General features: G+C 41.5%; 9 protein-coding genes. All 9 read right to left on the reverse strand.

The window, feature by feature from the left end:
• Nucleotides 1-191: 191 nt before the first annotated feature.
• Complete coding sequence (locus V7L01_RS31060; RefSeq protein ID WP_335041789.1) at nt 192-896, reverse strand: pilus assembly FimT family protein; 705 nt, start codon at nt 894-896, stop codon at nt 192-194.
• Nucleotides 893-1,903, reverse strand: a complete 1,011-nt coding sequence (gene hpsC, locus V7L01_RS31065; protein WP_335041793.1) for a hormogonium polysaccharide secretion pseudopilin HpsC — start codon at nt 1,901-1,903, stop codon at nt 893-895. The genes V7L01_RS31060 and hpsC overlap by 4 nt, the downstream gene beginning before the upstream one ends.
• Nucleotides 1,904-2,162: 259 nt before the next feature.
• On the reverse strand, nt 2,163-2,879 hold the full coding sequence (hpsB, locus tag V7L01_RS31070) for a hormogonium polysaccharide secretion pseudopilin HpsB (protein WP_335041795.1): 717 nt from the start codon (nt 2,877-2,879) through the stop codon (nt 2,163-2,165).
• A gap of 25 nt (nt 2,880-2,904) precedes the next feature.
• Nucleotides 2,905-7,491 (reverse strand): hormogonium polysaccharide biosynthesis protein HpsA, encoded by a 4,587-nt coding sequence (hpsA, locus tag V7L01_RS31075; RefSeq protein WP_335041796.1) that lies wholly within the window; start codon nt 7,489-7,491, stop codon nt 2,905-2,907.
• A 709-nt stretch (nt 7,492-8,200) separates the two neighbouring features.
• A complete protein-coding gene (locus tag V7L01_RS31080; protein ID WP_335041798.1) occupies nt 8,201-8,347 on the reverse strand; it encodes an endonuclease domain-containing protein in 147 nt (48 codons plus the stop codon).
• Nucleotides 8,348-8,608: 261 nt separating this feature from the next.
• A complete protein-coding gene (gene metH, locus V7L01_RS31085; protein ID WP_335041800.1) occupies nt 8,609-12,139 on the reverse strand; it encodes a methionine synthase in 3,531 nt (1,176 codons plus the stop codon).
• 304 nt (nt 12,140-12,443) lie between these two features.
• A complete protein-coding gene (locus V7L01_RS31090; RefSeq protein ID WP_335041803.1) occupies nt 12,444-12,641 on the reverse strand; it encodes a hypothetical protein in 198 nt (65 codons plus the stop codon).
• Nucleotides 12,642-12,643: 2 nt separating this feature from the next.
• Nucleotides 12,644-12,976 carry a low molecular weight protein tyrosine phosphatase family protein gene (locus V7L01_RS31095; protein ID WP_335041806.1) on the reverse strand — a complete coding sequence of 111 codons (333 nt, stop codon included), beginning with the start codon at nt 12,974-12,976 and terminating at the stop codon, nt 12,644-12,646.
• Entirely contained in the window at nt 12,951-13,151 is a 201-nt protein-coding gene (locus V7L01_RS31100) for a hypothetical protein (protein ID WP_335041808.1), read from the reverse strand. The genes V7L01_RS31095 and V7L01_RS31100 overlap by 26 nt, the downstream gene beginning before the upstream one ends.
• Nucleotides 13,152-13,189: the final 38 nt, after the last annotated feature.

Below are 13,189 nucleotides of genomic sequence, written 5' to 3' on the forward strand. Positions count from 1 at the left end.
TGATGCTCTTCATAGTATGCTCAATAAATTAACATACTATAAAATGTTACAAACTCTTCCTTGTGGTTAATAATCAGTCAAATATGTAAAACTAGAGAAACTGCACCTTCTCTATCAATTTTGCTATCTATTTTACCGTTTTATATACCGTATTTTTAGGTATCTTTTTTATTTAATTGCTACAAGTACGTTTAATCGCAGTCAGCATCTCTTTTCTTAAGAGCTGCGCCCAAGAGAGTATTTACAATGATGCATCGCTTTAAGCTATTAGAGGAAGAACTTCCAGCAGAAGCCAGCACAATTTTTAAACCTAGTGCGTCTGGTGATGTTGGGGTTGTGCTAAAAGAAAGAGTCCCCATATAGTCAAAGGTAATAGTATTTTGCTGAGTAGTAGAAACGTATGGTGTAGACGATAGAGTACCAATTGTGTTTGGACTAGCAATGTTACTACTCAATAACACTGAGCCTGCTGGAATTTGTAAACCTCCGCCCAAGCTTTGCCAGCTATTATCACTTAAGGCAATACCAGAGGAACTGCTGGGATAGACTGCAACTTTTATTACATTGGCGCTATCAGTTGTAAAACTGACACTGTAGCTAAGTTTGTTCTTTTTAGCTGTTTGCTGTGCTTGCTGTATGGACGCTAAAACCGCATCTTGAGCTTTATTCAAGCGTTGTCGGTTTACAAAGCTAAACCAGCCAGGAACTGCGATCGCAGATAAAACTCCGATCATGAACACCACTACAAGCAATTCTATTAAACTAAAGCCAGCATCATGTTGAGGATGAAATCGCTGCTTGGTATCTTGATTACACATCTTAGTATGGAATAACTTGAAAGTTAAGTTGCCCATCATAACCTCACCATTAATTGTGCTGTCTATTTTTAAGTTCATCTAGTAAATAAATATCCACGTCCCTGCACGCGGACGCTTGCTGTTGGAAAGTAGGTTTGGTTATTTGAAGAGTAATCAAAATTGCTATTTTGCAACCGAGCCAGTGCATTACCTCGTAAAAACACCTGTGCTGTGGTGTTAGCTACATCAACGCAAGCATAAAAGCCCATGAGACTACCTGAGCTAAGTGTTGTTCCAGTGGGGCAAGTAGGATTTGTGGTAATAGAGGTTTGATCGATAAAATCGACTAGTACTAAAGGCTTTTGAGTGTAAGCTAAGGAAGCTTTTTTCCATGAATTCATTTGGTTCTTTATACCTACGGCACCTGGTAGATTCAGGTTAAAACGCTGAAAACCTGGATCGGGACAGTGGCTGGTATCAATATATGAGTCATTCGGATAGTCAGTAGTATTACAATTAGGAGTACCACTAGTAGCGAGAACTCCATCACTAATTTCAAATCTGGCAATGCGAGCCGCTTTTGACCAAGTGGTGCTAGTACTGGTATCTTTGATTAAATAGTAGGCAACTAATGAGTAAACAAAAGTATCATCTTTGCTTGTTGTCGTGCCAGAAGGTGTAATCACATTTTGGATAAACTTGCGTTTCCAAAACACTAAAACGGGTTTACAAGTAATAGTAGTAATAGAAGAATCACAACCACTAGCAGTTTTAACAGGGGGTATTTGGTCTTGAATTCCTGAGCTTGCTGCGACAGTGTTTGAATTGGTAGTTAGTGCAGCTCCATCATATATGTAGACGGCTTGTTGTAAATCACGGGCAATGTAATCAATTGCTGACTGGATTTCTTGTTCAGAATTTGCCTTTGCTTGCTCTTTTTGATCTGTGCTAAGAATATTAACCATAAATCCTAGCAGTGGTGTAAGCACTAGAAATGCCAGCAATAAGGCTACTAAAAGTTCTATCAGGGTAAAACCATTAACCTGCTGAACCAACTTAGAGCGTTTCATCTGAATGCTGAGAAGAAATCTGAGTAAATTCTTCATAACCACAGTCTACCCCTTAGTCATAGAAATATATTTAGAGAATGATAGTGTAAACTTATACCATGTGTTGGCGATGTTAACCCAATACGGTTCGGTTAGCTTGTTTATCGAGGGAAGATCCCCCAGCCCGCCTTAAAAAGGAGATGGTCAGAGGCGGGAGGATTCCGATCTGAACCGTATTGGATGTTAACCATTACAGTAATTGAATTACCACTTTCTTAAAAAGTCATATCTTTCAAACTTACTTACTGTGTAGGAATTAATTACAAGTGGTGTTACTAGTAGTGCTGCCAGTAATAGCAAGACGTTGACATAGAGCATTGAAGCTAGTGTTTCTAGAGGCGATTTCAGTTGTCATTTCTACTAGTGGGGATTGACGATCGCCTAAAGTACCTGTGAAAGTTCTTTGTGTTTTTTTGTCACTACCGTTGCTAGCCTTAGCATTAGTAAAGTCAATATCTGACCGATAAACTCGAATTCCCAAACGGTAGCCATCTTTTGGTAGACCGGTTGTTGTATCTGTTGGAGTGCTTCCTGTGACTATAATTTTTACAGCCTGAATGTAAAATAAGTTGCTTGTACAGTTTGGGTTACTAATGGTTAGGTTGTTGTTTGTGTCTTTCGTGATGCAATATAAGGATGTTGATGCTGTAGGAACTGGCATACTTGCGGAGTCTGTGTTGAGTAAATTGTCACCTAAACTCCTGGGTGTTGCAGCGGCTGATTGGGTCAGTGTAATAGTGGTAGCAGGGGTTGTCACTACTCCCGTTTTTACACCGTCAATGAAAGTTCTGACAGCTTGGGTGGCTAGTTCTACGCGTCTTGATTGGACACGAGTTGCTGTTGCAATCACGATGGTAGGTGCGATCGCTGCCAGTAAAATAGCAACTACTAGCATTGCTACCAGCGACTCAATGATCGTAAAACCAGCTTCACCAGATGGGTAACTTACTTGCTGTTTTTTGTGCTTAATCATAGTTACTAATCAGTTTCTGACATTTTTATGATGGGCAGCTAGTAGGAAGTTGATCGTTATCAACGACATGAGTACTATCTGAGGCTTTTTTGGCACATAACAAAGCTTGCACCCATGCATCATCTCGACCGACTTCTCGGAAGTACTCATTGGGTTTGTCATCTGGCGTTATCGCTAACTTTTGGGAAAATGCATCTGGTGATTGAGACAGCAAGGCGACATCATAACCCCACTGCCGTTTAGGAGCCAGGTAAAAAGGTACTTGACCACCAGAGTTAGCGATCGGATATGCTGCCAGAGATGAGCCAGAACTTAAGTACGCTACAAATGGTGCAGTAGCATAAGCACTACGAGTTCTTTGGATAAAAGAGCCATTAATCTTAGCTACAATGGCAGCGCTTACGTCTCCAGTTGGGTTCCAATTTTCTAAGAAGCGGACAAAGTTGTGTAAACCACCATTATCTTCTGTCGGGCGAGCTGGCGTGTCTCCCCCTGCTGCGGCTACGTTAAAGGTGGTGGTTGTTGCCCACTGCATCCAATAAGTATTCTGTTTATTGGGAGTAGGGCCCATTAAGTTATCAGATCCTAATGGTTGTGTAGTTTCATCACTAGTGTTGAAAGCAACGTTAATTTGTAACACTGGCGATAAAATTGGTTGGTTTGTTGTAGGAAATGTTGTTGATGAAGTAAATGAAAATGTTGGGGTATTACTGGGACTGTTGCCTGATTTGAACCATAGAGCATTAGCTTTGGTATCTGGACTACTAGTACTAAAACTACCCAACGGAAATGAAGTTATTTTCCCGCCCTTGATACCTATAATGGTTGGTTTATTACTACCATCAAGCGTGAGTTGTCCCAATGCACTACGGAGAAAGGCAACACGCCGAGGATAACTTAGATATTTAGAATCAGCCGATAATTGTGCTGTTGTACCTGCTTTATGGGTAGTTAGAGAAAAAGTCTGTCCATTTCCAGGAGTACCAGTAACATCTGAGGCTCTTAAACCTGCTGGATATGCAGCAACATCGCCGGGTAGTGCTACCCACCAATCAGTACCCGGATCGCAAGCTGAAACAGGTAGTTTTGGACATACTTCCATTAAATATTCTGGTTTTAAATTACTTGTATCATTTATTCTCCGCTGGATGGGTGTAACAAAGTTATTGAGGTAAGAACTACTTTTACTGCTCAGGGGTAAGCCGTCACTACCATACCAAGCAGCATTGACGACATTGGTGTTGTTGGTGGCAAACCCATTGTTCTGAAATGCAGTAATAGAAGTGTTATCCCCCAAGTTATTATTCAGGTCATAGTCTCCATCACTGCGGTAGCCCAACTGGAAGTTATTGGAAAGAAGTGTGATCGCATCTGACAACACACTGGCAGGTCGCCATTGATCTCCATTTGGTAGACACTTATTTGGTAGCCGAGTGTCATTTTTACGACAGGCAAATTCAGTATTACGGTTTGTTGCAGTGCGATTGTAAAAATTGTTCCAATTAGGATCTAGAGCTGTTGTAAACTCTTCTTGAGTATGTATATTAAAGTCGCCTCTAATATACACGGGCAAATTAGAAGCTAGAATTAAACCTTTTTCTCCATCTCTGTAATCACTTGTACGCCAGATTGGGTTGCCATTGATTAACATGATGGCGTTAGGGCGGCGAGTTGGGTCAAGTCTGAAGTCTACCGGGCTACTTGATTTTTGAATATCTTTTTTGTTCTGTATTTGTGTAGCTGTGTCTGTTGCTGTAATACCAGCAGCAAAACTCAAATCTAAGAGAGCATCATCACGAGTAGCGTAAATAATACCGCTATTGGGAATTAAGTATTCTTGTAGTGTTGCTGTGCCATAAGTTGTTGTCCGCAACTTATTAATGTCTAATACAGTGGTGCGAATTTCTAGAGGTTGGCGGCTTTCCTTGGCGAGTTCGTAGTCTGTAAACGGGTTTGCTATAGTTCCAGTACCATCTCCATTTACACCATCAGCGTTGGTGAATGTTTCTACACCAAGAGTTGTTTTATCCTTATGAATTGCTTTAACTTGCCTTGCATCTAAAAAGGCAGTTTCGTAAATTGTACCGTGAGGGATAACTGTGCTATTAGGAGTGAGAGTACCATCTAATATTTGGATGGCACAAATAGCAGCATCAATAGCAGACTGTTCTGAGAGCGTCCGAGAGGCAGCTGCTTTGCCCAGAGCTTTGCTCAGAACTTCATTCACCATCCGCCCATTAGGATACTTTAAACTAGCTTCATAATTTAGCAAATTCTGATAGTCTGAAATAGCCTTTGTTGGAGCTGGATAGACGATGCCATTGTTGGATAAGCCATTTGCAGCTTTGTCATAGATAAAACCTGTCGCAGAAGGAAGACTATTGAGGTTACGAGCGGTAGTACTATTAGTTGGGTCGTAGTAACTACTTATACAAGCGATTGGTGTAGGGCTTGTCTGGCTGTAGCCACTAGCTTGGTAGTGATAAACTGCTGTAGCCCGCATCCGTAAATATGGTTGATTTGCGACTTGGATTGTTGAGTAGTCAAAGCCGCCTGCTATATCCCTAGCATCAGGGCTTGTGCCTACGGTAGGTGATTCCGAAGGCACTGGCATCATATCTGACCAGATTTGGGTTGCAGCTGTGCTAAAGCTGGGACTACTAACAATCAAATCACTGGGCAAATAAATCCCTGCACCAGTCACTACGCGCAAGCCACCCACGGGATCTTGAGGAGTACTTGGTACTGTAGCAGCAGATGATTCCCAGTCTCCATCTCGCTCAACAGTTCCTAAATCAGCTAGTTGCTGTACGCGACTACGGCGAGTGCGATTTGCAGTTGACGGATCGTCCCAGGTAATGCCTGTGATATTTTGGGTATCTGCGCTATCTGAACCAATAAATGTTGTCCCGTTCCACCACAATGCAGGTAGGTTATTACCCAGCAAAATGCGATCGCCAACAAACTGTTCTTTACCTACTTGTCGCTGCTTAGTTGGCTCTGTAGCACTGGGTAATAGCTTGGTACTATCAGAAGTATTAGCTTTGAGTGTTAAATTGGCATAATTAGTTCTAGTTTTACCATCTGCGGGATCAAAAGGATAAACCCAAGTGTCTGGTGGACGCAGCGAATCACCACTTCCTTGTAGCACTGTAGTGAGAATATAAGTCCCTAGTGCATTATTACCAAAGAGAATCTCAGCATAAGGCACACGGCGTGTACGTTTTCTAAAATAAAGTCCTAGCTGGTTATTGCGGATACTAGCTTGTAGGTCTGTGGAGGCGGTGGAGGTAGTTAGATTTAATACTTTTAATTGCTGTGTAATGCCATCTTTGACTTCTTGTGGATCGGTAGATGCAGCGTTAGCAGCCTGTGCTTGCACCAAAAGATTAATGCGTTGTACATAAGCTAAACTATTGTACGCAATCTTATTCGCTGTTCCAGCGACTGATTTGTTATCTGTAACATTAACACCAGAAGAAGTATTAGGATCAACTCCTAAACCTTGGAATAAATGTACCACAGTAGGATTGGTTGCATCATTAGTGTCACTGGTGAAAAGACCTGCGCCTAAATTTCCACCGACAATAATTTTGGCGTTTTCATCATCGTAGAAACAAGAATTTTTACTACTGACCTGATAAAGTGTGACCGTATTAGCATTACTACCAGTGAGGAAGTTACTGTTAGTTAATATCCGTCCATTTAGGTTAAATGTAGGACCTGGGGTAAGTTCTATATCATCGTCATAAACCACCGCATTGTTAACTAGCGGTAGTTGTACGCGGTCTTGTTGATACTCTAAACCTGAAAAACCTTTATTTCCAGTGAAAGTTTCGTATTTATCTGTATCAGCAGGTTGGTTAGTGATGGGAACATTAGCAGTGTAAACAAAAAAACTTTTCCTCAGCTTACCAGCAATATTAAACCAGCCGGTACTGCCCACCAAAGTAGCACTCGTTCCTAGAGTATCTTGACAACCGTTGGTAATACTACCAGAAGTCATGGGCGGAGTTCTTGCCTCCAGAGGATTTCTAGCACGATTATATGAGCCAGTAGTTATAGGCGGATTTCGGAAATAAATTCCATAAAGAGTATAGGTGTCAAATTTCCCATTGTTATTTGTATCAATGGGGAACATCCATGCAGTTGGCAGTGCTGTTTGACCGGTATAATTTACATTTAGTTGAGTTTCGTCCCCAAAGGTATATTCATTCAAATAATTTTTTAAAGCACTCTCTAAAGCTGTATCTGAGGGTGTGGCTCGTGGCAATCGACGGTCATCAAATAGCTTGTCTAATTTTGCTCTAGCTCTATCAAGGGCTGGTGCTGCGGCGTTCAGCACAGCTTCATTAACCCTGACATTACTAGCATTTTTGGAGCGTTCAAAAGACCGAAATAAAATTGCAGTTGTTAACAACACAACTACTAAAATTACCATCGCCACTGTCGGCAACAAAAATCCAGCATTCTCCGAGATGCGTTTTCTTCTAGTGCCGAAACAAGTCCGCAATAGCCAAACAATTTGCTTGTTAATTGCAGATAAAAACTGCTTACTAATTTGTCTGAAGTTTTTTTTAATTGCCTTGAATAGCTGAGGTTTTCGTGGCATAGCTGCTTCCCTATTAAGTGGTTTATAGCGGATTTACTATTTTTTCTATATCCTAAATCATGCCTTAAAAATATTTTCATAGGCACAATATGAGGCTATATTTATCTAACTACTACATCTGGTTTTATTAGCTTCCAAATCAAGTAGCTACAACAAAAGACAATTTGTTTAAAGTTATATCATTTATGAATGGTTTATTTTATCCGGAAAACACTGATTTTTTCATATTTATTTAATTAAAGTCTCCTAAAGAATAAGACCATAGCTTCACAGTATATTTGCGGAAATGTATTTTATTTGAAGGCAGATTTATGAAGATGTTGTAAGCAGAGTTAAGCTTATAATACCCATCTGTTAAAGGAAAGATATCAGTTAGGTGCGAAATAATTAGATATAGCGGTTTTCCCTTCGGTGTAATACAGTCGGAACCTCACCCTATCCTTCTCCTTAGTAAGGAGAAGGATAGGTTATGCTACGCAAAACCAGGGTGAGGTTTTCTTGAGCTATTAGATAAACCGTAAATTGCATCGAGAAAGACTTGTGTATAAGACTGTAGCTCCTTAATAAGGAGAGGGGCTGGGAGTGAGGTTCAACTACTATGCCCTTAAATTTCGTATATTATGAACAATATTTTCTAATACCCCAGAAAAATTAGCATCTAGATCATTATTGGTAAATCTAATAACTTAATTCCTGCTGATTCAATAAATTATTGTCTTGCCTTATCATATTCAGCAGCACTTTCTTTAAAATGACTTTCGCCATCAATTTTTATAGCTAACTTGAATTTAGAACTATAAAAATCTATAACAAATTTATCTACACTATATTGTTGGCGAAATTTGCAGTTGTCCAACTGTCTACGCCTTCTTTTATCTCAAATAAGTTTCTCGGCTTTTGAGATATTTCTGCGTAATAGTCGCCTTTTTTCTATTTCACTATTTTTGTTATAAACGTTTAGTCATTTTATTTTCGATTCTAGTCTCCTCTCCTTTATAAGGTGAGGTCAAGCGAGAACTATAAATGTTTATCTAACCTTGATTGAATTGCTCACAATATAATAATTTCACCCCGCCCTTCGGGCACCCCTCTCTTTATTAAGGAGAGGGGATATAGATTAAGCGCTAAAGTATTTTGCTAACGGGTGGTAAGCAATAATTGCAGTGGTAGACTGTTCTGGATAAAGTTGTTCGCTTTCATCCATATACAAGTTAATCCTGTCAGTCTGCAATAACTCCAGTTGCTTGTACTGGTCTTGAATATTTGGACAAGCTGGATACCCAAAACTATACCGCGAGCCACGATAGCGTTGTGCCAATATATCCCGAATATTGTCGGGTTCCTCAGCAGTAAAACCTAACTCTCGGCGAATTCTGGCATGTGTCCACTCAGCCACAGCCTCCGCTACCTGCACTGCCATGCCGTGGAAATACAGATAATCGGTGTATTGATTGGCAGCAAACAGCTTTTGGGCGAACTCTGTGGCAATTTCACCCACAGTCACCGCTTGCATTGGGAAGACATCAATAATTCCCGATTCCTTCGGTGCAAAGAAATCTGCTATGCACAGCCGCCTTAACGATTTTTGTCTAGGAAACTCGAAAGTTGCAACCTGTTGTGATTGGTTCTTTGAGTCATATATATGTAGAGAATTCCCCTCGGCTTGACACGGGAAATACCCATAAATTACCTGGGGATGCAAAAGATTTTCTTCAATAATTCGCTGTTTCCAAGTTTCTAAAATTGGGTACACTTTTTCAGCCAAGAAAGCCTGATATTCTTCCTTAGATTGCTCTTTTGGTTTGCGGAATTGCCATTGTCCAGCAATTAAAGCTTGTAAATCTAAATGCCAGAATATTTCTTCGATGGGAATATCAATAGGCTGCAACAATTTCGTTCCCCAGAAAGGCGGGGTGGGACGTTCAATATCTATTGCCACAGCATCAGAACGTCTGGTATCTACTACTTTTGGTTCAGCAGATATTGTTTCCTCAGCAGTTTTAGTTACTGATTCTTTGTGACCATTCGTCGAAACTGCTGAAGTTTCGACTTCGTTCAAAAATCCCTGCAAATCTTCCCAGTTATTAGTTGCCTTTGCTGGCATTAATTTATCCATGAAGTGCAAGTCAGAAAAGGCATCTTTGCCATAAACAACTTTACCTTTGTAGGTATTTTGGCAATCTTCATGCACAAATTTGGGAGTCAGCGCCGCACCACCTAAAATTACGGGGACACTAATTCCCTTTTCGTTGAATACCTCCAAGTTCTCTTTCATGAAGGCGGTGGATTTTACCAGCAAACCACTCATGGCTATACAATCAGCTTTGTGCTGTTCGTAAGCGTTGATGATGTTTTCTACTGGCTGCTTAATTCCCAGGTTAATCACCTTGTAGCCGTTGTTGGACAAGATGATATCTACCAAGTTTTTACCAATGTCGTGGACATCACCTTTAACTGTGGCAATGATAAAGGTTCCTTTGGCATTGTTGCCTGATTCTGATTTTTCCATGAATGGTTCAAGAAACGCCACCGCCGCTTTCATGGTTTCCGCAGATTGCAAGACGAAGGGTAGCTGCATTTGTCCAGAACCGAATAATTCCCCGACAACTTTCATGCCATCTAGCAGGAAGGTGTTGATAATCTCCAAGGGGGGATGTTCTTCTAAGGCTTTTTTCAGATGTTCTTCTAAGCCAATGCGTTCGCCGTCGATGATGTGGCGTTTGAGACGTTCTGGGATGGGGAGACTTTCATCTAAGGAGCGATCGCGTTTAGTTGTCACCCCAGCAAACGCTGTGGTAAGCTCTCCCAAGGGATCGTAAACGCAGACGTTACCCTCAAACTTCCGCTCATCATAAATCAACTGGCGACAAATTTCTTGATGGCGGGCGTCAATCTTCGAGAGCGGTAAAATTTTGTTAGCGCTGACAATGGCTGCATCCATTCCCGCCGTTGTCGCTTCGTGCAAAAACACCGAGTTCAACACCATCCGCGAGGCTGGATTTAAACCAAAGGAAATATTGGAAACACCCAAAATCACATGACATCCAGGCAATCCTTCACGAATCCGCTGGATAGATTCAATTGTGGCTTTACCGTTTTCTCGGTCTTCTTCAATCCCGGTGGAAATGGGTAACGCGAGGGTATCAAAAAATATTTCTGTGGGAGGTATGCCAAATTCTACAGCTTGGCGGTATGCGCGTTGGGCGATCGCAAACTTTTTGTCTGCCGTTCGCGCCATTCCATCTTCATCGATAGTACCAATGACTACACCAGCACCGTATTTTTTTGCTAACTCCAGCACCTTCAAAAAGCGCGGTTCCCCATCTTCGTAGTTGGTGGAGTTCAGCAAACACTTACCACCGGCAACCTTTAAACCTGCCTCCATTTTTTCCCATTCGGTGGAGTCAAGCATTAAAGGCAGTGTGACATTATTAACAATGCGCGAAACTAATTCGTGCATATCCCGCACGCCGTCGCGTCCCACATAATCGACGTTGACATCGAGGATGTGTGCGCCTTCTTTGACTTGCGCCCTCGCCATTGAAACGAGTCCATCCCAATCTTCGGCATTTAGCAAATCGCGGCACTTCTTGGAACCACTGGCGTTCAGACGTTCGCCAACAATCAAGAAAGAATTATCTTGGTCGTAAGGCTGAGTGGTGTAAATTGATGCTGCTGCTGGTTCTAAGCTAGGATGTCTAACTTTTGGCTTCAGACCTTTAGCTACTTCTGCCAATTGTTGAATGTGTTCTGGACGCGTCCCACAGCAACCCCCGATCACTTGGACACCCAAATCTTCAACAAAATGCATCAATGACATCCGTAATTCTAACGGTGTCAGGCGGTAGTGCGCTTGACCGCCGACGTTCTCAGGTAAACCCGCGTTGGGTATACAAGAAACGATGAAAGGTGAATGTTCTGCCAAATACTTGATATGTGGTTTCATCAAGTCTGGGCCTGTGGCACAGTTTAGACCGAGAATGTCAATTGGATAAGGTGCCAAAATTGTCAGCACAGCACTGATTTCGGAACCAACCAACATTGTGCCCATGCTTTCCATTGTCACAGAAACCATCAACGGTCTGCGATCGCCCTTCTTAGCAAACACTTCTTCAATGGCATTCAGCGCCGCCTTAATTTGCAGCACATCTTGGCAAGTTTCCACCAGAAATAAATCGACACCACCATCCCACAGCGCCTCTGCTTGTTCAGCAAAAGTCGCTTTCATGGTGTCAAAGTCAATATGTCCCAAAGTAGGAAGTTTCGTTGTCGGGCCGATGGAACCTGCCACAAACCGGGGTTTTTCTGGCGTGGAAAATTCCGCCGCTACACGCTTGGCCAATTCTGCGGCTGTCTTGCTGAGGTAGTAGGCTTGGTCTGCCAAGTCATATTCTGCCAGCACCAGGGACGTACTGCCAAAGGTATCGGTTTCAATGACATCTGCACCAGCAGCGAGAAAGTCGCGGTGAACCTTAGCGACAGCTTCGGGTTTTGTGTGGACTAAGTACTCGTTACAACCTTCATACTGTGGGCCGCCGAAGTCTTCAGCAGTCAGATTTTGGGTTTGTAAGTTGGTTCCCATCGCCCCGTCGAAGACGAGGACTGGGCTATCTGGACTACGCAGGCGTTCAAGGAAAGGATGAGTCATATTTTCCTAGAATAAATGAGGATATCAAGTGAGTCTTGTGATACTCGACTTACTTTATTATTTTGCAAGATTGTGATATTTTTGGCACCTTTTAATAAAGTCTGTTTTGCTGAAACTCACCATTCGCTCATTTTGACCTGATTTCTCAAGGTTGGCGAGGACAGAATCAATATTTCAGCGTGCATTCTCAGACTTGCCGACTTAAACGAAAGGTAAGGGAGCATTTTGGGAAATTAACCTATTTTACTAAATCTAAACTTAGCTTTCTCTAACATCTCAGGAGCTAAGTTCAGCAAGGTGAACTCTAAGGGAAGACGGACTGAACCATACCTGAGTAAAGTCCAGTACTAGCACCCAAATCTAGAACCTTTAGCGGTGCAGTGCCGTCGCCTGATATGATTTCAACGGCTGTTTTGTAAAAGTCATCAAAACAGGGAATTAGAATACGACGTAAACTATCGTAATCTGCCACGGCAGTATTAAAAGCTTTTTGAATATTCATTTTTAATCTTTAATCCTTAATAAAGGTAGAACTTTCTGTTTTAATAATCCAATTAAAGCTGGTTCCATATACTCATATTCATCTGGAATATCTAAACATATAATTCTTTTATCTTTAAGCAAGGGCTGAAAGTTTTTTGATAGCTTGTTTTTATGGGATTTTTCCATTACAAAGATAATATCAGCCCATGCGATCGCTTCCGTTGAAACTGGTACTTCGGCAGAGCGATCTAAACCTGCTGAGTCTGTTTCAAGTCCTTCATATTCAGAAAAAACAGCCTCGGCGGTGGGACTTCGCAGTTTATTTTTACTACAGATAAATAAAAGTTTTTTCATTGAGAGTTCCTTGCCGATCTAACTCCAAAAAAAGTTCTTCAGCATTCCAAATTAATTCTTCGTTTGACAAAAATGGAAAGTCCAAATGTCTGACCATTTTCAAAATCTTCAGACTTATTTTCAGTCCTCTGACACTTAATAATGCTTCCACTGGAGCAGTCATGACTCTTTTCATTAGACACTCCAATAGTATGACCCTATATAAAAGTTCTG

The organism is Nostoc sp. (assembly GCF_036917095.1).
Lineage (GTDB): Bacteria > Cyanobacteriota > Cyanobacteriia > Cyanobacteriales > Nostocaceae > Nostoc.

Bases quoted from the DNA above. Each gene is read 5' to 3' on its own strand.
- V7L01_RS31100 (WP_335041808.1), bottom strand. From the start codon at position 13,151: ATGAAAAGAGTCATGACTGCTCCAGTGGAAGCATTATTAAGTGTCAGA.
- hpsC (WP_335041793.1), bottom strand. From the start codon at position 1,903: ATGAAGAATTTACTCAGATTTCTTCTCAGCATTCAGATGAAACGCTCT.
- V7L01_RS31060 (WP_335041789.1), bottom strand. From the start codon at position 896: ATGAACTTAAAAATAGACAGCACAATTAATGGTGAGGTTATGATGGGC.
- V7L01_RS31090 (WP_335041803.1), bottom strand. From the start codon at position 12,641: ATGAATATTCAAAAAGCTTTTAATACTGCCGTGGCAGATTACGATAGT.
- metH (WP_335041800.1), bottom strand. From the start codon at position 12,139: ATGACTCATCCTTTCCTTGAACGCCTGCGTAGTCCAGATAGCCCAGTC.
- V7L01_RS31095 (WP_335041806.1), bottom strand. From the start codon at position 12,976: ATGAAAAAACTTTTATTTATCTGTAGTAAAAATAAACTGCGAAGTCCC.
- hpsA (WP_335041796.1), bottom strand. From the start codon at position 7,491: ATGCCACGAAAACCTCAGCTATTCAAGGCAATTAAAAAAAACTTCAGA.
- hpsB (WP_335041795.1), bottom strand. From the start codon at position 2,879: ATGATTAAGCACAAAAAACAGCAAGTAAGTTACCCATCTGGTGAAGCT.